The 23438-nt window shown below is 66.2% G+C and carries 27 protein-coding genes and 1 pseudogene; 13 read left to right on the forward strand and 15 right to left on the reverse strand.

Features of this window, described 5'->3' with window-relative positions; genetic code table 11:
- Nucleotides 1–29: 29 nt before the first annotated feature.
- From G0Q01_RS15755 to betC, 4 genes are all read right to left on the reverse strand, one after another.
- Complete coding sequence (locus G0Q01_RS15755) at nt 30–821, reverse strand: inositol monophosphatase family protein (RefSeq protein ID WP_108968562.1); 792 nt, start codon at nt 819–821, stop codon at nt 30–32.
- Between the two features lie 98 nt (nt 822–919).
- Nucleotides 920–1252, reverse strand: a complete 333-nt coding sequence (locus tag G0Q01_RS15760) for a hypothetical protein (RefSeq protein WP_164196670.1) — start codon at nt 1250–1252, stop codon at nt 920–922.
- 223 nt (nt 1253–1475) lie between these two features.
- The gene (locus G0Q01_RS15765) at nt 1476–3137 is read right to left on the reverse strand and encodes a BCCT family transporter (RefSeq protein WP_164196671.1); all 1662 of its coding nucleotides are present in this window, start codon (nt 3135–3137) and stop codon (nt 1476–1478) included.
- Between the two features lie 105 nt (nt 3138–3242).
- The gene (gene betC, locus G0Q01_RS15770) at nt 3243–4766 is read right to left on the reverse strand and encodes a choline-sulfatase (RefSeq protein WP_164196672.1); all 1524 of its coding nucleotides are present in this window, start codon (nt 4764–4766) and stop codon (nt 3243–3245) included.
- A 178-nt stretch (nt 4767–4944) separates the two neighbouring features.
- Here betC and G0Q01_RS15775 point away from each other — a divergent pair, with 178 nt between their 5' ends.
- A complete protein-coding gene (locus G0Q01_RS15775; RefSeq protein WP_164196673.1) occupies nt 4945–5880 on the forward strand; it encodes a LysR family transcriptional regulator in 936 nt (311 codons plus the stop codon).
- A 21-nt stretch (nt 5881–5901) separates the two neighbouring features.
- On the opposite strand, the gene G0Q01_RS15780 is transcribed toward G0Q01_RS15775, so the two are convergent.
- Together G0Q01_RS15780 and G0Q01_RS15785 are read right to left on the reverse strand one after the other, a co-directional pair.
- Complete coding sequence (locus G0Q01_RS15780) at nt 5902–6306, reverse strand: hypothetical protein (protein ID WP_164196674.1); 405 nt, start codon at nt 6304–6306, stop codon at nt 5902–5904.
- Nucleotides 6306–7508, reverse strand: a complete 1203-nt coding sequence (locus G0Q01_RS15785) for a pyridoxal phosphate-dependent aminotransferase (RefSeq protein ID WP_164196675.1) — start codon at nt 7506–7508, stop codon at nt 6306–6308. The genes G0Q01_RS15780 and G0Q01_RS15785 overlap by 1 nt, the downstream gene beginning before the upstream one ends.
- Before the next feature lie 114 nt (nt 7509–7622).
- On the opposite strand from G0Q01_RS15785, the gene G0Q01_RS15790 reads away from it, so the two are divergent.
- The 3 genes from G0Q01_RS15790 to G0Q01_RS15800 all read left to right on the forward strand — a co-directional run bounded on the left by G0Q01_RS15790 (nt 7623) and on the right by G0Q01_RS15800 (nt 8944).
- On the forward strand, nt 7623–8018 hold the full coding sequence (locus tag G0Q01_RS15790) for a helix-turn-helix domain-containing protein (protein WP_108968548.1): 396 nt from the start codon (nt 7623–7625) through the stop codon (nt 8016–8018).
- 1 nt (nt 8019) lies between these two features.
- Entirely contained in the window at nt 8020–8295 is a 276-nt protein-coding gene (locus G0Q01_RS15795; RefSeq protein WP_108968547.1) for a succinate dehydrogenase assembly factor 2, read from the forward strand.
- Nucleotides 8296–8446: 151 nt separating this feature from the next.
- Nucleotides 8447–8944, forward strand: coding sequence for a winged helix DNA-binding protein (locus tag G0Q01_RS15800; protein WP_108969856.1), 498 nt, complete (start codon nt 8447–8449; stop codon nt 8942–8944).
- 31 nt (nt 8945–8975) lie between these two features.
- Here the strand turns inward: G0Q01_RS15800 and htpX are convergent, their stop codons facing one another.
- The 5 genes from htpX to G0Q01_RS15825 all read right to left on the reverse strand — a co-directional run bounded on the left by htpX (nt 8976) and on the right by G0Q01_RS15825 (nt 13869).
- The gene (htpX, locus tag G0Q01_RS15805) at nt 8976–10007 is read right to left on the reverse strand and encodes a zinc metalloprotease HtpX (RefSeq protein ID WP_164196676.1); all 1032 of its coding nucleotides are present in this window, start codon (nt 10005–10007) and stop codon (nt 8976–8978) included.
- A 79-nt stretch (nt 10008–10086) separates the two neighbouring features.
- Nucleotides 10087–10824 (reverse strand): DUF1194 domain-containing protein, encoded by a 738-nt coding sequence (locus tag G0Q01_RS15810; protein ID WP_164196677.1) that lies wholly within the window; start codon nt 10822–10824, stop codon nt 10087–10089.
- Between the two features lie 4 nt (nt 10825–10828).
- On the reverse strand, nt 10829–11263 hold the full coding sequence (locus G0Q01_RS15815; protein ID WP_095883302.1) for a VOC family protein: 435 nt from the start codon (nt 11261–11263) through the stop codon (nt 10829–10831).
- Nucleotides 11264–11340: 77 nt separating this feature from the next.
- Nucleotides 11341–12642, reverse strand: a complete 1302-nt coding sequence (locus tag G0Q01_RS15820) for a hypothetical protein (protein ID WP_164213612.1) — start codon at nt 12640–12642, stop codon at nt 11341–11343.
- Nucleotides 12643–12795: 153 nt separating this feature from the next.
- Nucleotides 12796–13869 (reverse strand): hypothetical protein, encoded by a 1074-nt coding sequence (locus G0Q01_RS15825; protein WP_164196679.1) that lies wholly within the window; start codon nt 13867–13869, stop codon nt 12796–12798.
- A 248-nt stretch (nt 13870–14117) separates the two neighbouring features.
- On the opposite strand from G0Q01_RS15825, the gene G0Q01_RS15830 reads away from it, so the two are divergent.
- The 7 genes and pseudogenes from G0Q01_RS15830 (at nt 14118) to G0Q01_RS15860 (ending at nt 19917) form a co-directional block, all read left to right on the forward strand.
- A complete protein-coding gene (locus G0Q01_RS15830; protein ID WP_164196680.1) occupies nt 14118–14948 on the forward strand; it encodes a thymidylate synthase in 831 nt (276 codons plus the stop codon).
- Nucleotides 14948–15448, forward strand: a complete 501-nt coding sequence (locus G0Q01_RS15835; protein ID WP_108968535.1) for a dihydrofolate reductase — start codon at nt 14948–14950, stop codon at nt 15446–15448. The genes G0Q01_RS15830 and G0Q01_RS15835 overlap by 1 nt, the downstream gene beginning before the upstream one ends.
- An 81-nt stretch (nt 15449–15529) precedes the next feature.
- Nucleotides 15530–15882: pseudogene (locus G0Q01_RS15840) on the forward strand (transposase); the annotation flags it as partial.
- Between the two features lie 588 nt (nt 15883–16470).
- Nucleotides 16471–17031 (forward strand): outer membrane protein, encoded by a 561-nt coding sequence (locus tag G0Q01_RS15845; RefSeq protein WP_254694521.1) that lies wholly within the window; start codon nt 16471–16473, stop codon nt 17029–17031.
- Nucleotides 17032–17327: 296 nt separating this feature from the next.
- Nucleotides 17328–17522 carry a hypothetical protein gene (locus G0Q01_RS15850; protein WP_235940192.1) on the forward strand — a complete coding sequence of 65 codons (195 nt, stop codon included), beginning with the start codon at nt 17328–17330 and terminating at the stop codon, nt 17520–17522.
- 102 nt (nt 17523–17624) lie between these two features.
- On the forward strand, nt 17625–19583 hold the full coding sequence (gene parE, locus G0Q01_RS15855) for a DNA topoisomerase IV subunit B (RefSeq protein WP_164213613.1): 1959 nt from the start codon (nt 17625–17627) through the stop codon (nt 19581–19583).
- A gap of 112 nt (nt 19584–19695) precedes the next feature.
- The gene (locus tag G0Q01_RS15860) at nt 19696–19917 is read left to right on the forward strand and encodes a hypothetical protein (RefSeq protein WP_108968530.1); all 222 of its coding nucleotides are present in this window, start codon (nt 19696–19698) and stop codon (nt 19915–19917) included.
- On the opposite strand, the gene G0Q01_RS15865 is transcribed toward G0Q01_RS15860, so the two are convergent.
- Nucleotides 19902–20240 carry a hypothetical protein gene (locus G0Q01_RS15865; RefSeq protein ID WP_108968528.1) on the reverse strand — a complete coding sequence of 113 codons (339 nt, stop codon included), beginning with the start codon at nt 20238–20240 and terminating at the stop codon, nt 19902–19904. The genes G0Q01_RS15860 and G0Q01_RS15865 overlap by 16 nt on opposite strands.
- A gap of 194 nt (nt 20241–20434) precedes the next feature.
- Between G0Q01_RS15865 and G0Q01_RS15870 the strand changes: the two genes are divergently transcribed.
- Nucleotides 20435–21139: a DUF1194 domain-containing protein gene (locus tag G0Q01_RS15870; RefSeq protein ID WP_164196682.1), complete on the forward strand. Its 705-nt coding sequence runs from the start codon at nt 20435–20437 to the stop codon at nt 21137–21139.
- 41 nt (nt 21140–21180) lie between these two features.
- On the forward strand, nt 21181–21867 hold the full coding sequence (locus tag G0Q01_RS15875; protein WP_203595046.1) for a hypothetical protein: 687 nt from the start codon (nt 21181–21183) through the stop codon (nt 21865–21867).
- A gap of 71 nt (nt 21868–21938) precedes the next feature.
- Here the strand turns inward: G0Q01_RS15875 and G0Q01_RS15880 are convergent, their stop codons facing one another.
- The 3 genes from G0Q01_RS15880 to G0Q01_RS15890 all read right to left on the reverse strand — a co-directional run.
- Nucleotides 21939–22136 (reverse strand): CsbD family protein, encoded by a 198-nt coding sequence (locus tag G0Q01_RS15880; RefSeq protein WP_108968524.1) that lies wholly within the window; start codon nt 22134–22136, stop codon nt 21939–21941.
- Nucleotides 22137–22254: 118 nt separating this feature from the next.
- Nucleotides 22255–22656, reverse strand: a complete 402-nt coding sequence (locus tag G0Q01_RS15885; RefSeq protein WP_164196683.1) for a cytochrome c — start codon at nt 22654–22656, stop codon at nt 22255–22257.
- A 183-nt stretch (nt 22657–22839) separates the two neighbouring features.
- On the reverse strand, nt 22840–23438 hold a 599-nt coding region (locus tag G0Q01_RS15890), incomplete at its 5' end, for a hypothetical protein (protein ID WP_203595047.1).

Below are 23438 nucleotides of genomic sequence, written 5' to 3' on the forward strand. Positions count from 1 at the left end.
CGCGGTTGCGCGGGCTGCGCGCGCCCTTTTCAGACCTCGCGAATGGTCTTGGCGAAGGCGTCGAAGATATTGTTGCTCGCGCAGAGGATCGAGCCCGTCTCGTAGGGGTCCTGGTCTTCACGGATGCCTTCGACCAGCGCGCCCGCCTCGGAGGCAATGAGACCGCCCGCGGCGATGTCCCAGATGTTCAGCTCGCGCTCCCAGTAGCCGTCGTAGCGGCCCGCGGCCACATAGGCCAGATCGAGCGCCGCCGCCCCCCAGCGCCGCACGCCGGCGCATTCGGGCATCAGGCGGGCGAGGTCCTTGAGGGTCGCCGGCAGGGTCTTCTTCGCGGCGAAGGGCACGCCCGTGGCGAAGATCGCCTCGATCATGCGGTGGCGGCCCGAGACCCGCAGGCGGCGCGAGTCGTTGAGCCAGGCGCCGGCGCCCTTCTCGGCGTAGAACATCTCGTCCTTGGCCGGATCGAACACCACACCAGCGACGATCTTGCCCTTGTGCTCGAGCGCGATGGAGATCGCCCAATGCGGCAGGCCATGCAGGAAGTTGGTGGTGCCATCCAGCGGATCGACGATCCAGCGGCGGGTCGGATCTTCGCCGTCCTGGCCACCGCCCTCTTCCCCAAGCCAGCCGTAGGTCGGGCGCGCGCCCAGCAGCTCATCCTTGAGAATCTTCTCGGCGGCGATGTCGGCGCGCGACACGAAGTCGCCTGCACCCTTCATCGAGACCTGAAGGTTCTCGACCTCGCGGAAGTCCTTGACCAGCGACCGACCCGCCTTGCGCGCGGCCTTGATCATGATGTTGAGATTGGCACTGCCCTGCATGGCGACGGTTCCCGGAATTGGTTCAAGCCGCGCGTATACGCGGCTCGCCGGAAAAAGCCAAGTCCGTATGGCCTTGGGAGGTGCGTCGAAGCGACGCCTTACTGGCCGGCCGGGACATAGGCCCGCGGCAGCGGCGCGCCCTGCGTACCCATTGTGCTGCGGCGGGCGCTTTGGGCAGGCTCCGCGTAGAGGCCGCCGGTGGGGGTGCCGCACCAGATCTGGCCGCCGAGGATCACCGGCTGTTGCTTGCCCGCGCACATGCTGGGGCCGGGGTAGGCCTGTACCAGCGGCTGTGCGTTGCCGGCGCCCGCCACGAAGCCCGCGGAGCCGGGCATGTACATGTCGCCGGGGTATCCCTGGCTGCCCGCTTGTGCTGCGCCCGCAAGGGCCACCAATGCCGCTGCCGCGGCGCAAATGCTGAGAACTCGCATCTTCATCCCTCACAAACCCGCACTTCGGGAACCTCTTGGCCCGAGGCTAGCAGGCGGCGAGAGTATGTCAATTTTTCGCCGCATTTTGCCGGACCATTGGGACCGAGAGCGACAACACCGCGCTATCCGGCGAATTGCGCACCGTAGGGAAACAGCGCGCAGGCGAGAAGCGCCACCGGCCGGCGCAGTGCTGCGCCGGCCGGCCCTTGTGACCGCATCCGCTTCATTCAGCGGGCGGCATCTCCACGGTCACCGAGGGCACGCCGTGACGCGCGCGCAGACCGTCGCGGTAGATTGCCTTGAACAAGCCGAGGCACATCAGCAGCATCACCACCGAGAAGGGCAGCGCGCCGATCACCATGGCGGTCTGGATCGCGGTCAGCCCGCCAACCAGCAGCAACGCCCCGACCACGAGGCCGAGCGTGACGCCCCAGAAGATGATGTGCGGGCGCGCTTTCGGGCCCTCGTCGCCCGCCGCGTTGATGGTGTTGACGATCAGCACCGCCGAGTCGGCCGAGGTCACGAGATAGGTCATCAGCAGAATCACGATGATCACCGCCATGCACCACCCCAGCACGTCGCCCAGCATGAGGCCGGTCATGGTGAAGATCTTGGCGCCGTCGGTGGAGCCGAAGATCGCGCCGTCTGCGACCCCCGAGAGTTCCATTTCGATGGCCGTGCCGCCGGCGAAGGAGAACCACACGAAGCACATGATCGACGGCACGATCATCGCGCCCAGCACGAACTCGCGGATGGTGCGGCCGCGCGAGATGCGGGCGAGGAAGAGACCGACGAAGGGGGCGAAGGCCACCCACCAGGCCCAGTAGAACACCGTCCAGGCGCCCTGCCAGCCCGAGAGCGCGTCGCCGGTCTCGGTGCCGTCTGGACGGTAGACCGTGAACAGCATCTTCGGCAGCGCGATGATGTAGTCGATCATGCCGAGAAAGAGCGCCTGCATGCCGAACCAGGTGGAGCCGAAGATCATCAGGAAGGCCAGCAGGAAGATCGACAGCCCCATGTTGATGTTGGACAGCCACTTGATGCCCTTGCCCACGCCCGAGAGCGCCGAGAGGGTTGAGGCGCCCATGATCACCACCAGAGCCACGATGATGCCGGCGGGCGAAGCGTTGCCCTCGGCTGTGACGAGCCAGTCGCCGATGCCGATCTTGCTCATTCCGGCGACGAACTGCTCGACGCCGAAGCCGAGCGTCTGAGCGACGCCGAGGATGGTGGCGATCACCGCGACGATGTCGACAATGTGGCCAAGGGGGCCCGAGAGCGCCGAGCCGAAGAGCGGCGTCAGCGACGAGCGGATGGTCAGCGGCAGGCCGCGGCGGTAGGTAAAATACCCCAGCGCCAGACCGGCGATGGCGTAGGAGGACCAGGCAGAGAAGCCCCAGTGCAGGTAGCTGTATTGGTAGGCGTTCATGAAGTTGTTCACGCTTTCGCCCTCCGCGAGCCCTTGGATCACCTCGGGGTTGTTGCGGAAGTGGTAGATCGGCTCGGCCACCGCCCAGGTCAGCATGCCGACCCCGATGCCCGCGCCGAACATCATGGAGAACCACGAGAAGTTGTCGAACTCGGGGGTTTCGTCGTCATGCCCGAGCTTGAGCTTGCCGGCCGCAGGCCAGATCGCCAGCGCCAGGCAGACCAGCACGAAGAAGGCCATCACGTAGATGTACCAGCTGGCGAAGTTCGCCAGAATGAAGGTGTTGAGCCCGCCGAGCACGCCGCCCGCCTGCTCGGGGAAGGCGACGGCCCAGAGCACCAACCCGCCCACGGCAAGCTTGGAGGTCACGGTCACGTCGAGCGAGAAGCCGTTGTAGAAACCCTTGTCGGCGGTCTTGATCGGCAGGTCTGAGAGAGGAGGTTCAATTTTCGCCATGCGGCTCTGTCCCTGTTGGTCGGGCGTTGGGTTTACTCCGGCCGCAGCGCCCATTGGCGGCCGGGTTTTGATGGGTCGGACCGAAATCGCGTCAAGGTCGCTGCGTCACTCACCGCGGGGGAAGCGCGCGTTCTCCTCGACAACGTTGAGATCCATGTGGTTGCGCATGTACCGCTCCGAGGCCTTCTGCAGCGGCTGGAAGTCCCAGGGGAAATAGCTGCCGTTGCGCAGCGCCTCGTAGACGATCCAGCGCCGGGCCTGGCTCTGGCGCACCTCGGCGTCGAACCGGGCGAGATCCCATCGGGCATCGGCGGCGGTGCGGAAGGTGCCCAGCGTTGCCGCGTGCTGCGGGTCTTCGGCGAAGTTGGTCAATTCGTGCGGGTCCGTCTCGAGATCAAACAGGAGATCGGGATCTAGCGCGCAGCGGATGTACTTCCAGCGCCCTTGCCGCAGACAGACCAGCGGCGCGTAAGAGGCCTCGGCGGCGTACTCCATGGCGACCGGCGTGCCGCGCGCCCCGCCCTGCCCCAGCGGCACGAGGCTTTCGCCATCGGTCCAGGGGGCGATCTCGTCCATTGCCACGCCGGCGAGGTCGCAGAGCGTGGGGCAGACGTCGATGTTGCTGACCGGCGTGTCGACCCGGCCCGGCGCCATCTGCGGCGCGGCGATCATCATCGGCACGCGGGACGAGCCTTCGAAGAAGGACATCTTGAACCAGAGCCCGCGATTGCCGAGCATGTCGCCGTGATCCGAGACAAGCAGGATGATGGTGTTCTCTTCCTGCCGGGTGCCGCGCAGCGCCTCCATGACCTCGCCGATCTTGTCGTCGAGATAGGAGATATTGGCGAAATAGGCGCGGCGCGAGCGGCGCACGTCGTCTTCGGTCAGCTCGAAGCTGCGCCAGTCGTTGGCGTCGAAGATGCGCTGCGAATGCGGGTCGTGCTCTTCGTAGGGGATTGTCCCGACCTCGGGAAGCAGGTGCTCGCAGTCCTCGTAGAGGTCCCAGTACTTGCGCCGCGCCACGTAGGGATCATGCGGGTGGGTGAAGCTGACGGTCAGGCACCACGGCCGGTCGTCATGGCCGCGGCCAAGATCGTAGACCTTGCGCGTGGCGTTGTAGGCGACCTCGTCGTCATACTCCATCTGGTTGGAAATCTCGGCGACGCCCGAACCGGTGACCGAGCCCATGTTGTGATACCACCAGTCGATGCGCTCGCCGGGCTTGCGGTAGTCCGGGGTCCAGCCGAAATCGGGCGGGTAGATGTCGGTGGTCAGCCGTTCCTCGAAGCCGTGCAGCTGGTCCGGTCCGACGAAATGCATCTTGCCCGAGAGGCAGGTCTGGTAGCCCGCGCGGCGCAGATGGTGCGCGTAGGTGGGGATCGACGAGGCGAATTCGGCGGCATTGTCGTAGACCCCGGTGCGCGAGGGCAGCTGGCCCGACATGTAGCTCGCCCGGCCCGGCGCGCAGAGCGGAGAGGCGGTGTAGGCATTGCGGAAGCGGGTCGAGCGCGCCGCCAGCGCCTTGAGGTTGGGGGCGTGCAGCCACTCGGCTGGCCCGTCGGGGAACAGGGTCCCGTTCAGCTGGTCGACCATGAAGATCAGGATGTTCGGTCGGCTCGTCTGGCTCATGCGGGGCGCTGTCCTTTCCACGCGGCGTTGCGCCCGCCAAAGGGCGGGCGTCTCTGTCGCAACGCCGCCCGGCCCGCCCGTTGGAAAAGCGGGGCGCGCAGCGATTGCGCATTGTGTGCTGATATAAGTTTTGAAGAGAGTAGTTGACTTCAGACAATAAGCATCACGAAATCACCTAATGCCTGACATTGATAATCCTTATGGCACCTTCGCGCGCTACAGCGCCGATCTCAGCCTCTTCCTGCTGGTGGCGGACTGCGGCCAGCTCTCGCGCGCCGCCGAGTTGGCGGGGCTCTCGCAGCCGCGTCTGAGCCAGCGGATGAAGTCGCTCGAGGAAGCGCTCGGGAAGGGCCTGCTGCGGCGCGAGCGGCGCGGCGTTGCGCTGACCCGCGACGGGCAGGCGCTCCGCGCGGCGCTGGCCCCGCATCTCGGCGAGGCCGCCGCCGGCTTTGCCCGGTTCCAGCGCCCCGCCCGCCGCCGGACGGTGGTGATCGAGACCGACCTCGCCTTTGCCAGCCTGCGCTTCCTGCCGGTCTTTCCTTCGCTTTGCGCCGCCTTCCCCGAGCTCGGCCTCTCGCTGCTGACGCGGCAACTGCCCGAGGCCGGCGCCGATCGCGAAGCTGACCTGCGGATCCGCATGGAGCCACGGCAGGAGGAAAGCGAGCGCACCTGCTGTCTCTTTCCCGAGCGGGTCATGGCCGTCTGCAGCCCCGGCTTCCTCGCGGCGCATCCGGGTCTTGGTCGCCCGGACCCGCTGCAGGGGCTACCGCTCATCGAGCTGACCTCGGAGCACGGCGCACCCTGGTTCACCTGGAGCAGCTGGCTGGCGCAGCTCGGGCCGGAACCAGAGGTGCGCGGAGGCGGCGAGCGGATCAGCTTCAACAGCTACGACCACGTGATCCAGGCGGCGGAAAAGGGGCTGGGCGTGGCGCTCGGCTGGCGCGGGCTGGTCGACAGCCGGCTGGAGACCGGGGCGCTGGTGCCCGCCCTGCCCGCCGCCGCACGGGCCGAGCTCGAGAGCGGACATGGCTACATGCTGCGAATGCTCGCCCGCCAGCCGGGCGAAGAGCTGCGCGCGGTCTACGCCTGGATCCGCGACAATTTCAGCGGGTGAATTGCTGCCGAGTCGCCGGGCTCAGCCCTCGCGGCTGAGCTTCTCGGCCCGGCGGCGCACCAGCACGCCGCGCAGGTCGTGCATGGCCAGCAGCAGCGCGTCGGTGAGCGCGTCCAGTTCGGCGTCGGAGGCCTTGGACTGCGCCCATTGCGCGGCGGCATTGAGCTGGTCGACGGTGCGTTGCATCTCGTCGAGGCCGCGCCGCGCCAGCAGCGCCTTGCGCTCTTCGATCCAAGCGCCGATCGCCGCCAGTTCCTCGGGGGTGAGCTGGTGCTCGCCATGGGCGCGCACCTCGCCCTTGCCGAGGTTGACGACGGCGATCTGGGTCATCTCGATGCGGCGCTGCCGGTTCTCGCTGTCCACGCGGAACACGAGGGCCCCGTTGTCGCGAGTCCGGAAAAAGAACTCCGGCAGCGCCCCGGCCATCAGCTGAGGCCTTCGCAGAAGGCCGCGATACGCTTGCAGGCTTCGGTCAGCGCCGCGTCCGAGGTGGCGTAAGAGATGCGGAACGCGGGCGACAGGCCGAAGGCCGCGCCGAAGACCACGGCGACGCCGTTTTCCTCCAGCAGCGCCGTCGCGAAATCCTCGTCGGTGTCGATCTTGCGACCACCTGCCGAGGTCTTGCCCAGCAGGCCGTTGATGGTCGGGTAGACGTAGAAGGCGCCCTCGGGGGTCGGGCAGGTGATGCCGTCGATGGCGTTCAACGCCTCGACCACGAGGTCGCGGCGACGCTTGAACACCTCGACCCATTCGCCGAGGAACTCCTGCGGCCCGTTCAGCGCCTCGACCGCCGCCCACTGGCTGATCGAGCAGGGGTTGGTGGTGCTCTGCGACTGGATCTTGCGCATGGCGGCGATCAGCTGCTCGGGGCCACCCGCGTAGCCGATGCGCCAGCCGGTCATCGCATAGGCTTTCGACACGCCGTTGCAGGTCAAAGTGCGCTCGTAGAGCGCCGGCTCGACCTCGGCCGGGGTGCAGAACTCGAAACCGTCATAGGCGAGGTGCTCGTACATGTCGTCGGACATGATCCAAACGTGCGGGTGCTTCATCAGCACGTCGGTCAGCGCCTTCAGCTCGGCGCGCGAGTAGCCCGCGCCGGTGGGGTTCGACGGCGAGTTAAACAGGAACCACTTGGTCCTGGGGGTGATCGCCGCCTCGAGCTGGTCGGGGGTGATCTTGTAGCCGCGCTCCGGCGCGCCCTCGATGATCACCGGCTCGCCCTGACCGAGGCGCACCATGTCGGGATAGCTCACCCAGTAAGGCGCGGGGATGATCACCTCGTCGCCGGGGTTCAGCGTGGCGAGGAAGGCGTTGAACAGCACCTGCTTGCCCCCGGTCGAGACCGAGATCTGCGACGGCACGTAGCTCAGCCCGTTCTCGCGGGCGAACTTGGCGCAGATCGCCTGCTTCAGCTCGATGATGCCGTCGGGGGCAGTGTAGCGGGTCTTGCCCGCGTCGATGGCCGCCTTCGCCGCGTTCCGGATGTGCTCGGGCGTGTCGAAATCCGGCTCCCCGGCGCCAAGGCCGATCACGTCCTTCCCAGCCGCCTTCAGCTCGTTGGCAAGCTGGGTCACTGCCACGGTCGGCGAGGGTTTCACGCGGGAGAGGGTCTCGGAAAGAAAGGGCATTATGGCACCGTTTGTATTGCTGCGCCTCATGTCATAGGCTGCGCCCCGACACCGTTCAAGCGGCTTCCCCCGCGTCGCCGGCCCCGGTGGCACGAATGCCGCGAAAGGAGAGTCATGATCGACGACAACGATTGGTACGGCCCCGATGCGGCCACCTTCGGCGACCGGCTCGCCGCCGCCCGAGAGGCCGCCGGCATGGAGCAGGAGGCGCTGGCACGGCGGCTCGGCGTACGGCTGAAGACGCTGCAGGGCTGGGAGAACGACCTCTCGGAGCCACGCGCGAACCGGCTGCAGATGCTGGCCGGCCTGCTGGGGGTGCCCATGGTCTGGCTGATCACCGGCGAGGGCGACGGCGTCTCGGCCCCGGACGCGGAAGAGCCGCAGATTTCCCCCGATCTGGACGAAACGCTGCTTGAACTTCGCGCCCTGCGCGGCGAAATGCGCGCGACGGGCGAGCGTCTGGGCCGCCTCGAGAAGAAATTGCGCAAGATGCTCAAGGAAGGGGCCTGAGATGACGGCAGAACTCACTGGCGAGACCCGCGAACACCGGCTCAAGCGGCTGCGCATGCGCTCGATGCGCCGCGGCACCAAGGAGATGGACATCATCCTCGTGCGCTACACCGATGCCCGGCTCGAGGTGATGACCGAGGCCGAGCTCGACGCCTACGAGGCGCTGCTCGACGAGTATGACCCCGATCTCTACCAGTGGATTTCCGGCCAGCGCCCCGCGCCCGAGGAACTGCGCCCGCTGATCGCCGAGATCGCCAGGGTCGCCGCGAACGGCTGAGACCCGGGCCGGACTGGCCGACGCCGAGATCGAAAGGCGCGGCCTCCGCGCTTTTCGCCACATGTGACTAGATTTAACCACTTCTTGGTCTTTTCGCTCCAGAACCTTCGGTCATTCGGCATTGGGCCGCATGGCACTGGCGGAGACGATCATGAGCATCCACGCCCCCCTTGGAAGAAAACCCGCCACCGGCTACGTGGCGGGCTACCTCGAGTCCCTTTCGCTGCTCGAACGGCTGCACCGATTGCTGCTCGACGTGATCAAGGATGAGTTCGAGCGCGTCGGCATCCTCGAGATCAACGCGGTGCAGGCGCTGCTGCTGTTCAACATCGGCGACAATGAGGTGACGGCCGGCGAGCTCAAATCGCGCGGCTACTACCAGGGCTCGAACGTCAGCTACAATCTCAAGAAGCTGGTCGACATGGGCTACATGCACCACCAGCGCTGCGAAATCGACCGCCGTTCGGTGCGGGTGCGACTGACCGAGAAGGGGCGCAATATCCGCGCCTTGGTCGACGATCTGTTCCAACGCCATTCCGAAGGCATCGAGGCGCGTCAGATCCTCGATCTGCAGGGGCTCGAGGACGTCAACAGCGGGCTGCGGAGGCTGGAGCGGTTCTGGACGGATCAGATCCGCTACATCTACTAGGTCGGACGACCGCCACCAGCACCGGTGAGGGTCAGCTCCAGGGCCCTTCGTCCCCCTCACGCCGCTTGCGCGGTACCGGACGCGGACGCCCCGCGACACTGGATTTGCGCGGATCATCCTCGACCACCTCGCGGCCCTCGGCCCGACCGTCGAACTCGCCGCCCGCCCCAGCCCAGTCGCCGGAGATGCCGCCGCGCTGCGCGCCGCGCGGCTGACCATGGCCGCCCCGTGCCGCAAGCGCCTGCAGCGCCGCGATGCGGTTCTCGGTCGACGGGTGCGTGGCGAAGAGGTTGTCGCGCTTGTGCATGTGAAGCGGGTTGATGATGAACATATGCGCGGTGGCCGGGTTCGCCTCGGCCCGCAAGTTGTCGATCCGCGACGCCCCGCGCTGGATCTGCCCCAGCGCCGAGGCCAGCCACAGCGGATTGCCGCAGATCTCGGCCCCGGCCTTATCGGCGGCATATTCGCGCGTCCGGCTGATCGCCATCTGCACCAGCCCCGCCGCCATTGGCGCGAGAAACATCATCGCCAACGTGCCGACAATCCCCATGCGGTTCTCGTCACGCGAGCCGCCGAAGAAGAAGGCGAAGTTGGCCAGCATCGAGATCGCCCCGGCAAAGGTCGCGGTGACGGTCATGATCGCCGTATCGTGGTTCCGGATATGCGCCAGCTCATGCGCCACCACCCCCGCAAGCTCCTCCCGAGAGAGGCTGCGCAGCAGCCCCGTGGTCACCGCCACCGCGGCGTTCTGCGGGTTGCGCCCGGTGGCAAAGGCGTTGGGCTGCGGGGTGTCCATCAGGTAGACCTTGGGCATCGGCAGCCCGGCGTTCCGCGCCAACTGCGCCACCATGTCGTGCAGCCCGAAGCGATCACCCGGCGAAAGCGGCTGCGCGCCGTGCATACGCAGCACCATCTTGTCGGAGTTCCACCAGGTGAAGACGTTCATCCCCCCGGCGAAGATCAACGCGATCACCATGCCGGAGCTGCCGCCGATCAGGTAGCCGAGCCCCATGAAGAGGGCCGTCATCGCGGCCATCAGAAGGGCTGTCTTCGCATATCCCATGGCGTGTCTCCGTCAGGCTGGATCGGGGGAGCGTCTTGCTCGACATATAGGCCCGCGGCCATGCCGAACCAAGCCGGGCTCAGCGCAGCGCCGAGTCGAGGGGCCCCTCGGGGCCGGGGATGGGCACCAATTCGCCCACCATCATGTCATTGAGCTCGCGGAAAAGCTTGCGCGACATGGCGCGCAGGAAATCCCTGTAACCCGACGCCACCTCGACGAAGGCGCCCGGCCCGTGCCGCACCTCGCCCTCGAAATACTCGACCACCCGCGGGTCCGAACCCATCACCGCCAGCCCGTTCACCGTCACACCCTCGAAGGGGTAATGGCTGTAGGCCTGCTGCGGGCGAAATCCGTCGTTGGTGATCCCGTCGCCCGAGACATCGATCACTTGCCGCTCGCAATCCGGGGCGGCCTCGAGGATGCCAGCGCCGAAGCCAAGCGCGTAGCCCATGGCGGTGGGATAGCGGTTGTAGCTGCGCGGCGCGCTGAGGAGCCGCACCACCACAGCGTCGATCGTCGCCTCGTCGCGCAGCATGGTCCAGTCGAGCACCAGCTGCGACTGGTTGCGCCCGCTCCATTCATAGGCCGAAAGCGCCACGCCGCCGCCGCCCTCGAGGATCGCGCGGCGCACGTCGGGATCGCGCAGCGCCCCCGCGAGCCCCTCCTTTTGCAGCCGGTACTCTTGATCATCGACCGAGGAGGAGACATCGAGCGCCAGCAGCAGTGCAAGCCGGCAGGACGACTCCTGCGCCATGGCTGCGGAGCCGGACCAGAGGCCCAGCCCCAGAGTGAGCGTCGCGGCAAGACGCCCGCCCATGCGCTTACCAGTGGCCGGTGTTGGGCATGCTCGCCCAGGGTTCCGCCGGTTCCTTGGCATCGCCCTGCTGCAGCAGCTCGATCGACACGTTGTCAGGCGAGCGCACGAAGGCCATGTGGCCGTCGCGCGGCGGGCGGTTGATCGTCACCCCGGCGTCCATGAGCGCCTGGCAGGCCGCGTAGATGTCCGGCACGGAATAGGCAAGATGCCCGAAGTGCCGCGAATCCGACGGCAGCCCCTCGTCGCCGTCCCAGTTGTAGGTTAGTTCCACGTCGGCCGTGCCATCGTCCTGATCGGGCGGGCAGAGGAAGACCAGGGTGAAGCGACCCTTCTCGCTTTCCGTGCGGCGGCGCTCCTTCAGCCCCAGCAACTCGTAAAATGCGATGGATTTATCGAGATCCTTCACGCGAACCATTGTGTGCAGATAGCGGATCGGCATTTCTTGCCCTTTCCTCTTAGTCTTGGGTCTTTGACCCCTAGGCTAGCAGGCCGCGCCCACTTGTCGAGACTTCACGTTCAGAAGCGCGACTTGAAGCCGAGGCTGAGGGCCAGGGTCTCGGTCTCGAACCGGCTCACGTTGCTCTCGGAGCGCTCGGCGCTGAGATCGAGCACCGGCACGAACCCGGCGTAATCGAGCTTTTCGAATGTGACCTGCATCTCGGCCCGCCAGACCTGGTCCGCGCGCCCGCCGGGCACCGGGAAGAGCACGCGGTACTCGGGGTAGCGGTGTTCGAAGGCCGAGACAGCAAAGGACAGGCGCAGCGGTCCCAGCGGCGCACCAGGCTCGTAGCCAAGCCGCAGCCCGCGAGTGTCACGGGTGATCTGGCCATTCTGCGACTCCGCCGTGCCGCCGATCAGCATGGCCGAAACCGTTCCCGGCGTTCCCAGATCATGGATCACCCCGAGCTGGTAGCCGACCGTATCGACATCATTGTAAGCGGTATCCGCATCCTGCTGGTGCTGCCACGACAGGCCGGCGGTCAGCGCGGTGACCACTCCCAGCGGCTGCACGAGACTGAACGCGGCGCGGCGGTAGTCGTAGCTGTGCCGCCCGCCTTGCCAGGCACGTCCGAGCGTGGCGCTGCCAGACACCACCGGCCCCTTGTCGCCGAGCCGGCGCCGGTGCTGCAGGCCGATCTCCATCGAAGAGGCGCCGAAGTCGGAATTCTCGACGCTCGGGGCCTTGTCCCGCGCCTCATCGCTGAGCCAGACCCGCCGCAGCGTGCCGTAGCCGCGCAGCGTGGTCTCGGACGTCGGCCCGCGCTGCACCGCGTAGCCCAGCGAGAGCGCGCCGCGCGCGGAAAACCCCGAGAGAGCCTGTGCCGAGGGCGAGAGGATGCCGACCAAGGGCAGCCCATCGACGGTGCTGATCTCTTCCGACGCGCCGCCGTTGACGTTCGACGAGGGAGCGGCCGAGAGCTCGAGCGACAGGCTGAGCCGCGACAGGGTGCGCAATGCCTTGTATTCGCGCCCCGCGCGCCGCCCGAGCGCCTCGCTGGGCACGTCCATCATTGCGCGGCGCATCCAGAGCTGCGACAGGAAGTAACTCTCGTCTTGCGCATAGGCTGCCGCCATGACCCGCGCCGCCTCGTGTTTCTGCACGTCGGTTCGGGCATAGCGCAGCGTCTGCCGGGCCGCCTTGCGCGCGGCGGTGGTATTGCCACGGCGCAGCTCGGCCTGGGCGATGACGAAATGGCCGTAGGGGTCGGAGGGATCGGCCCGCAGCAGCAGCCCGCCAAGCTCCGCCGCCAGCGCATAATGCCCCGTCTGCACCGCCCGCAGCGCGGCGATGCGCATCTGCGCGGCGCTCAGGGTCATGCCAGCAAGCGCCGAGGCCGCTTCGGAGGAGACGGCCGCGGAGGTGGTCTGCGCGGACGGCTCAGCCAGCGCCCCATCCTGACAGGTGAAAAACAGGGCGGCGGAAACGGCGATCGCCGCATGGCGCAAGCTATGCAGTTCCAACGTCGGGCCTTAGTGGGCGACGAGGCTGCAGATGTCTTCGCGTGCGCCGGACTTGCCGCATTGGGTCAGGACAAACATGCCGACTTCCTTCACGTCGTAATCACCGTCCTCTCCGAAGAGAGAAGAGATCGACCACGAGAGTTCGGTATTGCCCGCTGCATAGGCCGCGCCTTCGCCGCCAAAGACACCGCTGAACGTCCCTGCGGCAGAATCGTCGGTGAAGACGCCATTGCCCGCAAACTCACCGATCTCGTCGATCACCCCCTCTTCGAGGATGATGTTGCCGACACTGGTGACCCCGCTGACGCCTTCGGGTCGGACGTCGCGCGGATCGTACATCTTCCGGTTCAGGATTTGTCCGTTGAGCGCGGCTTCGGCAAAGTTGACATTGAGGAAGATCACGCCGGTCATCGGAACCGGCTGCCCCGGCAGGTCGAGTTCTGCATAATCATCCGGCAGGGTGCCGACCGGTTTCAGATCCAGACCATCGCGGGTGACCACGTTCGTCACCGCGGCATAGTTCCCAACGTAGGAGACCTGCCCCGACGCAGGATCGCTCTCGAAGTCGGGCGGATCAAAAGCTCCGACACGGCGATAGTAGCCGTCCTGGAAGACCGTATTGAACTGGCCACCGTCACCTACGGCAACCGCCGAAACACTCTCGTCAGGGCTCATGCCGCCAAGAGCCAGGAAAAATCGATCCAGCGGATCCTCCTGCACCGAGTAGGCCACGTAGTCGTCGAGCCCCATCACCTCGGTGAGCCGGTCGTTGCGTTCGTAGACGGCACTGACCGGGCTGGTGTCCAATCCGTTGATCTGAACGGTGAGCGCGCTCATGTCGGAGGCAAAGCTGAAGCTGGCGACGGTGGCCTCAATGTCCTCGGGAGTCCTCGTGCTGCCGGAATCCACCGTGTCGTCAGTCCCGTCGGTGCCGTCCTCGTCGGTCCCGTCGGTGCCATCACTGCTGGTGTCCTCGCACGCCTGCAGCGGGTTGTCCCGGACGCAATCGTCGTTGCTGCTGCCGCTGCTTCCACAGCCCGCCAAAAGCCCGGCAAAAGCCGCCGCGATCCAGACCTTCTCCATAGAACTGCCCCGTAAACTGCGCGTTGAAACTCTTTGGTATTTTCTAGCGAGCCACCTGATCACCGAGCAACGTTCAACCCCTGATGCAAACAGCATTGACGCCGAAGTGAGACAAATCTGCCGCCACAGCATATCGCCCGCCGGTCCCGCCTTTCCCCAACATCTTGCCAAAAACCGGCGGATCCGCCTTTGCCTCGCCGCCCTGATCCGCTATCTCGGAGGGGCAACACGACCAGCCCGGAGGCCCCATGCGCCAGTATCTCGACGCCCTGCGCACCGTGCGCGATCTTGGCACCCGCTCGACCGACCGCACCGGCACCGGCACCATCTCCTATTTCGGAATGCAGTGTCGCTACCCGCTCGCCGAGGGTTTCCCGCTGGTGACCACCAAGAAGCTGCACCTGCGCTCGATCATCCACGAACTGCTGTGGTTCCTCGCCGGTGACACCAATATCAAGTATCTCAAGGACAACGGCGTTTCGATCTGGGACGAATGGGCCGACGAGAACGGCGATCTCGGCCCGGTCTACGGCCACCAGTGGCGCCACTTCCCGACCATCCGCGAAGAGATCGGCGACGATGGCGCGACCCGCCTTCTGCTCGGCGAGGTCGACCAGATCGCCCAGCTCGTCGAGATGATCAAGACGAGCCCCGACAGCCGCCGGCTCATCGTCTCGGCCTGGAACCCCGGCGAGATCGGGCAGATGGCCCTGCCCCCCTGCCACACGCTCTGGCAGGTGCGGATCATCGGCGGCAAGCTGCACCTGCAGCTCTACCAGCGCTCGGCGGACATGTTCCTCGGCGTGCCGTTCAACATCGCCTCCTACGCGCTGCTGACGGTGATGCTGGCGCATGTGACCGGCTACGAACCCGGCGATTTCATCCACTCGATCGGCGACGCGCATATCTATCTCAACCACCTCGAGCAGGTGGAAACACAGCTTGCGCGCACACCGCACGCGCTGCCGACGCTGCGCCTCGCGCGCGATGTGCCCTCGCTCTTCGACTTCCGCTTCGACGATTTCATCATCGAGAACTACGCGCCCGAGCCCGCGATCAAGGCACCGGTGGCGGTCTGATGCTGAGCCTGATCGTCGCCCGCGCCCGCAACGGCGCCATCGGCCGAGACAATGACATCCCCTGGTTCTCGCCCGAGGACCTCAAGATGTTCCAGCGCGAGACCTCGGGCGGCGCGCTCATCATGGGCCGCCGCACCTGGGAGAGCCTGCCGGTCAAACCCCTGAAGAACCGTCTCAATATCGTGGTCTCTCGGGACAGCTCGCTGACCGAGCACGTGGTGGGCTCGCTGGACGAGGCTTTGGATCTGGCGCGCGAGTTGGGCTATTTCCGGGTCTACGGCATGGGCGGGACAACGGTGTACGAGGGGCTGCTGCCCAAGGCCGACCGGCTGCTCGTCACGGAGGTCGACCTCGAGGTCGAGGGGGCGGACGCCTTCTTCCCGGCCTTCGACGAGGCGGAGTGGCGTGAATTGGGGTGCAAGGAATTGGGCGGTGAGGGGCCGCGCTGTGTGGTGCGAGAGTTGGTAAGGCCATTTGCAGACAACCCCGAACCCAGATGACGTCGGGCTGGCTCTGCTCCACAAATCGCGTGGAGGATTCATCTCGTGAATCCAGCGTGTTCGCTGAGATGCATGGAATGACCCACGCCCCGGACCTACAGGACCAGCGACCGGCCACCCTACTGAAGCGTTCAAGCGCCGAGGTTCGCTGACCGTTTGGTTCGATCCCACTGTGACCTGGGATGCCGCACCGACCGGCCCAGCGACCACATAGCGATGCCGCGATCCAGATCTGCCTTTCGATCAAAGTGCTGTTCGGCATGGCCCTCCGCCAGACGGCAGGCTTCGTGGAAAGCTAGCTGCGGCGGGTCGGTCTCGATTGGACGGTGCCCGAGTTCGGCACGCGGTCGCGCGCTCAGAAGACTCTGGCTGTCAAAATCCCACATCGCGGGTCCAAGGGCCTGCGTCATCTGTTGATTTCCTCTCGTGACATTGCTTCGCAATACACTGCCGGGCAGCGGACATCTCCGCCACGCAAGCCGCGGGATATATCCGTCCGGGGAAAGGGGAGCCCCAGCCATCAGGCGAATGTGCAAAAGGGCCCCTTGCGCCCGTCGCCCCATTCCTTCGCCTCCCGCCGCGCCTCTTCCTCGACCCCCTAAGCCGCAAGCGCGCGTGGCCGGTGCCTGCGGGGGTGCCTGAGTCGTGTGAAATGCGCTGCCGGGCGGGTCGCCGGCTCTCGCGCTGCTCACGGGGCCGTGTGAATCCTGACGTTGACGCTGCGTCCCCCGGCCAAAAAAGGTTCCAAGCCCCTGCAATCATGAGCCAGTTTTTGCCTGTCGGCGCTCACGCTACGGCTGCATTTGGCCGAGCCCCCGCGAAGAGGGCGTTTTTCGTGGTGGTTCCGCCACAGCACGTTCATGTGACCACTATGTGTGGATCGTTCCGGACGAAAGTTTGGTTGTATCCTCAGTCACACGCTCCGAAACGAGAGTGGACAACACATGATGAAACATGAAGAAATTGGAGCAGACCCAATGAAACTCGCACGCATCGCCCTCCCGGCCCTCCTGGCAGGCACCGTGGCAGTTCCGGCGTTCGCCGGCAGCATCGCACCCACCGTTGTCGAGCCCGTCGTGACCCCGGTTCCCGTGCCCGTCGCAGCTGGCCGTGACTGGACCGGCTTCTCCGGCGGTGTTCAGCTGGGCTACGGCGCCTTCGACACCGATGGCACCCCGGACGACTACGAAGAAGCGATGACCTACGGCCTGAAGACGTACTATGACTACGACTTCGGCAACTGGGTCATGGGCGGCGGCCTCCAGTACGACTGGAGCGACGCAGACCTCGGCGCGGCCGGCGACCTCGACGGCATCATGCGCGCAGGCCTTCGCGCCGGCTACGACATGGGCAACACCATGGTGTACGGCACGGGCGGCTATGCCAAGGCGTTCACCAGCGGTGGTGACATCGACGGAGGCGACTCCAACGGTTACTTCGCAGGGATCGGCACCGAAACCTTCCTGACCGACAACTGGACCGTCGGCACCGAGATCACCTACAACGAGTTCACCGACTTCGACGCCGACGACATGGAACTGAAGAACACCCAGTTCAACGTCTCGCTGAACTACCGCTTCTGATCCAGACGCGTTGCGGGGCCGCTGGCCCTGCGACCGATGCCCGGCCTCGTGATGAGGCCGGGCATTTCGTTTTTCCCGCGGGCTCCTGCGCCCGACGAAACTTTTCGCAGCCACCCCTCCCGTATTAGGGATTTCGTCATGAAGACGTTACACTCTCCCGCATGTGGCGCAGCGTTTCGATTCCCCTTCCGGCGATTGTCGCGGCCTGTGCGGCCGCCCTGTCCGGCAGCCTCTGTGGCCTTCCCGCCGCGGCCACCTCACCCATTGCCGAGGTGATCTGCGAACCCTCATCGCGCATGACGCAGCGCCTGAAACGCCAGCAGGGCGCGACGCTTACCTCCACCGGCCTGCGCAGCCCGGACGAAGTGCTTGAGCTCTGGCTCGACCCGCGCGACAACTGGACGATGGTCATCACCTATGCCTCCGGAACCTCCTGCATTGTCGCCATGGGCGCCCATTGGTCGCGCATGGAACCACAAGATCCGGCCTGATCCTCAGCGTCATCCCCATGATGATGGGGTGCGGGGCTTTTCCCGCAAGCCGCGCTCTGCCATAGTTGGCAGCAACCAGAATCCGGGAACGAGCAGCAACACATGGCCGACGACCTCCTCGCCGCAACCGAATCCGCTTCCTATGACGCCTCTTCGATCGAGGTTCTCGAGGGGCTCGAACCGGTGCGGAAACGCCCCGGCATGTACATCGGTGGCACCGACGAGCGGGCGCTGCACCACATGGTGGCGGAGATCCTCGACAACTCGATGGACGAAGCGGTGGCCGGCCATGCCAACCGCATCGAGGTCGAACTGCACGCCGATTATTCCGTCTCGATCCGCGACAACGGCCGCGGCATCCCGATCGACCCGCACCCCAAGTTCCCGGGCAAGTCGGCGCTCGAGGTGATCCTCTGCACGCTGCACGCAGGCGGCAAGTTCTCGGGCGACGCCTATGAGACCTCGGGCGGCCTGCACGGCGTCGGCGCCTCGGTGGTCAACGCGCTGTCGGACTCCATGGTCGTGCAGGTGGCGCGCAACAAGGAACTCTTCGAACAACGCTTCTCGCGCGGCATCCCTCAGGGCCCGGTCGAGAAGGTTGGCGCCGCGCCGAACCGCCGCGGCACCACGGTGACCTTCCACGCCGACGAGGAGATCTTCGGCCACCACCGCTTCAAGCCCTCGCGCATGCTGAAGATGGTGCGCTCCAAGGCGTATCTCTTCTCGGGCGTCGAGATCCGCTGGAAGTCCGCCATCCCCGACGGCGACACGCCGATGGAGGCGACCTTCCACTTCCCCGGCGGCCTCGCCGACTACCTGACCGAGAGCCTCGGCAGCGCCAGTACCTATGCCGACAAGCCCTTCTCGGGCACCGTCGACTTCCGCGAGAAGTTCAACGCACCGGGCAAGGTGGAATGGGCGATCAACTGGACCCCGTCGCGCGACGGCTTCATCCAGTCCTACTGCAACACGGTTCCCACCCCCGAGGGCGGCACCCATGAGGCGGGCTTCTGGGCCGCGATCCTCAAGGGCATCCGCGCCTACGGCGAGTTGGTCAGCAACAAGAAGGCCAACAACATCACCCGCGATGACCTGATGACCGGCGGCTGCGCGCTGGTGTCCTGCTTCATCCGCGAGCCCGAGTTCGTCGGCCAGACCAAGGACCGCCTTGCCACCACCGAGGCGCAGCGCCTTGTCGAAGGCGCGGTGCGCGACCACTTCGACAACTGGCTGGCCTCCGACACCAAGTCGGCGGGCGCGATCCTCGACTTCCTCGTGCTGCGCGCCGAGGAGCGGCTGCGCCGCCGTCAGGAAAAGGAAACCGCCCGCAAGTCGGCCACCAAGAAGCTGCGCCTGCCGGGCAAGCTGACCGACTGTACCGCCAAGAGCCGCGAGGGCACCGAGCTTTTCATCGTCGAGGGTGACTCGGCCGGCGGCTCGGCCAAGGGCGCGCGCTTCCGCGAGACCCAGGCGCTGCTGCCGCTGAAGGGCAAGATCCTCAACGTGCTCGGCGCAGCCTCGAACAAACTGGGCTCCAACGCCGAAATCCGCGACCTCTGCGAGGCGCTCGGCGTCGGGATCGGTACGAAGTTCAACGTCGATGACCTGCGCTACGAGAAAATCATCATCATGACCGACGCGGACGTCGACGGCGCGCATATCGCCTCGCTGCTGATGACCTTCTTCTTCACACAGATGCGGCCGCTGATCGACAATGGCCACCTCTATCTTGCCTGCCCGCCGCTCTACCGGCTGACCCAGGGCGCCCGCCGCATCTATGTCGCCGATGACGCCGAGAAGGAGGCCATGCTGGCCAAAGGCCTCGGCGGCAAGGGCAAGATCGACGTGCAGCGCTTCAAGGGTCTGGGCGAGATGGACGCCAAGGACCTCAAGGAAACGACGATGGATCCGGCGACGCGCAAGCTGATCCGCGTCACCATCGACGAGGACGAACCCGGCGAGACCGGCGATCTGGTGGAGCGGCTGATGGGCAAAAAGCCCGAGTTGCGCTTCCAGTATATCCAGGAAAACGCGCGGTTCGTGGAAGAACTGGACGTCTGAGCCGGCGCAAGCCCGCGCGCGGCGGGGAAGATGCACCCAAGGTGGTTGTTTTCCGCCCGCGTATGGCACACCCTATGGCTGTTCCATTCACGACAGACGAACGCCGAGCCCCATGACCAAAACGACGCTCCTGCGCCTTCAGATCACCAGCTTCGCGCTGGTTCATATCCCTCTCGTTGCCCTCGTGATCTATGCGCTCACGAATGGCGTCGCGGGCCACCTCGAGCTGCTGCTGGTGGCCCTGCTTGCGACCGTGGTCGCCGCGATCGCGATTTGGATGACGCTCGGCCGCGCGCTCGGCGGTGACAGCCTGTCGGCTCAGAAGAGCGCGTAGAGCACCAGCGCAATCACGCCCAGCTTCACCGCGAGAACCAGCACCAAAAGACCGCGGTTCTCGGGGGCAAGGAGGTCGCGCCAGACGCTGCGCGGTTCCGCGTCTCCGAAAAGCCGAGCCTGCAGCGCGGTGAAGACCCGGGGCGGCGGAACCTCGTCCTCGACCGGCCCCATGAAGCCGATGAAGCGGCTCTGCCAGAAATCCATCTCGCGCAGAAGCTCGGGGTCGCGTGCCACGGCACGCAGACCTTCGTCCTGCTCCTTCGCGGGCAGCAGGCCAAGCGCGAGCTCGGCGGCTAGCAGCGATTTCTCGGGGCTGGTCATCTGGCGAGTCCCACGGTGATCCTCCGGTGCGACGGCCTGCATCCCTGTCGGAGCCAAAGGCCAGACCGCACACCGCCAGAGTGCCGCATCCGGCGCGACGGTGCAATCTTGCCGTGGCCTACGGGCCTGTGACTTTCTTTTGTATCCGAGCGGTGGCAGGCTGGTGACCGTGCCTGCAACGCAAGGAGCCGTAGATGCGTCCCCTGGTCCTGAGCCTCGCCCTTGCCTGCCCTGCCGCTCCCGCCCTCGCTCAGGACACCGATCTGGAACTCGTGCTGCTGGCCGACGCTTCCGGCTCGATCACCCCCGGCGAACTGCAATTCCAGCGCGAGGGCTACGCCCAGGCGATCACCGACCCCGAGGTGCTCGCAGTCATTGCCGGCACCGCATATGGCCATATCGCGGTGACCTACGTGGAATGGGCCGCCAACCAGGCGCAGGTGGTGGACTGGACGCTGATCGACGGACCCGAGGCGGCGCGGGGCTTTGCTGCCGCGCTGCTGGACCAGCCGCGGCAGGCCTACGGGCGCAATGCCATCGGCGCGGCACTGCTCGAAGGGCTGCGGTTGATGGAAGAGAACGAGATCAACGGCTGGCGCCGGGTGATCGACTTCTCGGGCGACAGCGCCAACAGTTGGGCCGGCCCGAGCATCGAGCAGGCCCGCGCGCAGGTGGTGCAGGCCGGAGTGACGATCAATGCCCTGCCCATCCTGCGCCCCGATGATCCGGGTCGCGCCGAGGGCGGGCTCGAAACGCTTTACGAGGAACTGATCATCGGCGGCACGGGCGCCTTCGTGGTCACCGCTGACACCCGCGACAGCTTTGCCGAGGCGGTGAAGAAGAAGCTCATCCTCGAGATCTCCTCCCTGCCCGGAGAGACTTTCGCGGCGGCGGAGTAACCCCCTTGCATAAAAGCGGAAAAGTAGCGCACGCTGCGTCCATGCGTATCCTGTTCTGCCTGTTGCTCCTGTCCGCCCTCTCCGGCTGCGGGCGCCCGCTCACCGACAATGAGACCAGCTTTCTCGAAGCCATGCAGGGGCCCCAGCTCGACACGGGCCGGGTGCGCTTTCACGACGGGCTCGCGTCGCGCGCGGTGACCTTCGAGCGGCCGATCCGGCCCCGGCTTGCCTGCACCGAGCGAATCTGGCCGCCCTCCTCGGGCGAAACCGTCACCGTCTCGCCGGCGGCGCTGACGCTGTTCAACCACATCTTCTACCGAGAGGATGTCTACCTCGACGATTACCTGCCCCGCTATCCCGAGCGGGTGAATCTCTACGCCGCGATGCTCTTCGCGCATGAGATGACCCATGTCTGGCAATGGCAAAACCGCAAGCGCACCGGCTACACGCCGCTGAAGGCCGCCACCGAGCACCAGACCCATGTCGATCCCTATCTGATCGACCCGGACACTTCGGCGCGGTTCCTCGATCACGGCTACGAACAGCAAGGTGCCATCGTCGAGGAGTACGTCTGCTGCCAATTGCTCGACCCCGAGGCGCCACGCACCGCGCGGCTGCGGGCAATGATCTCGGAGGCCATGCCGATCGGCGGGCTGGACGCTGCGCTGGGTGGCACCGACGTGGTGATCCCCTGGAAGGGGGCCGAAATCGAGAACATCTGCCACTGACCCGGGAGACGCACAAAAAAGCGGGACCGTAAGGCCCCGCTGACGTTGCTATTAGCGATCGCCTCGCGCGATCAGAGGTCGTTCTGCCAGGCAGAGACCTGTCTTTCGGCCTCTTCCTTGGCGACGCCGTATTTCTTCTGGATCAGGCCGGCAAGTTGCTCGCGGTCGCCTTCGGCCTGCTGAACCTCGTCATCGGTCAGCTCGCCCCACTGCTCGCGGGCCTTGCCCTTGAATTCCTTCCAGTTGCCTTCGATTTGGTCCCAGTTCATAGCGGGTCCTCCTGAGGTTACGTCTGCAAATGAAACCCCCGAGGCCGGGCTGGGGTTCCGCATCCTCCGCGCAGGTTTCGCGCGGCTGAGCGCCACTCCGCCCAATTGCTACCCTGACTCACTCAGCGCGCTGGATTTCCTTCAAATAGGCCACGAGATCGGCCACCGGCTGCACCGTGGATGCGCCGCCCTCCAGCGCCGCCTCGGCGTCGTAGCCGAAAAACTGGCCGTAAACCGGCATGGGCGAGCCGTGGCTGACGAGCGGATCGCGCCCGTCGATGCGCTTGATTACCCGCTCCATCGGGAAGCTGCCGCCATTGGCGGCACCGAGCTCGGTCAGGTTGACCGGCTTGATCATCAGCACCCCCGCCATCGGCCCATCGCCGCGCCCGTCAAGCCCGTGGCAGGTGGCGCAATATTCAGTGTAGAGCGCCGCCCCGCGGTCGGCGTCCTGCGCCAGCGCAGTGCCAAGCGGCAGGACGACGGCCAAGAGCGTGGCTCGGAAGAAAACGATCGGCATGGTCGGGCCCCCTCTCTGCCCCGATCCTGCGCCTGTGGCGCTGCGTCCACCTTGATCGGCGTCAAGCCGCAGCGCGATCGCCGCAGAAGAACTTGGCGCCGGGCTCGAAGCGAACCCGGCGCCAGAAAGAGGCTTGGCCTGTGGTTGTGAGGCGAGGGCCGCTCCCGCGGCCCCCGCCCTTGGTCAGATCGTCGGCAGGTCGCTGACGAAGACATACTCCAGGAAGTCGATGCGCAGCGGCTCGCCCCCGTCCGGCATGCCCGAGAACTCCAGCCGGTCCCCTGCCTCGATTGCGAGACCGGTGATCTCGCGTTCGGCGTAGGACGTCTCGTTGACGATCGAGGCGCCTGCATCCGCATCCCAGATGAAGCTGTCGACCGCCTCGCCGTTCAGCAGCAGCGAGAGCTGCGACTGCCCGTCGGATTCGTCGAAATAACCCATCTTGATGTTGTAGAGCCCCGTTGCGCCGCTGAAGCCGAAGCCCGCCACATGCGGCCCGCTCCCGGTGGCCTGGATCAGCTGGTCGTTCGAGCCGTGGCCGTTGTTCAGGACCTGGAAGCCCTGAAGGTCCATCGCCTCGGCTTCCACGCGCACCGGGTCCGCGCTTGGCGGCGGGGTGACCGGCACCGCGACGTTGAAGCTGGTCAGAGCTCCGTTCGCCGCCACGGCGTTGCCGCTGGTGTCAACCACTTGCCCCGCCTGCAACGCCACCGTGTAGGCGCCGTTGTCGGCGGTGTCCCAGGTCCCGCCCGGCGCCGCCACCGTGTAGGTAGCGCTGCGCG

Source organism: Salipiger sp. PrR007 (assembly GCF_010499845.1).
In the GTDB taxonomy this organism is placed as follows: Bacteria; Pseudomonadota; Alphaproteobacteria; order Rhodobacterales; family Rhodobacteraceae; genus Salipiger; species Salipiger pacificus_A.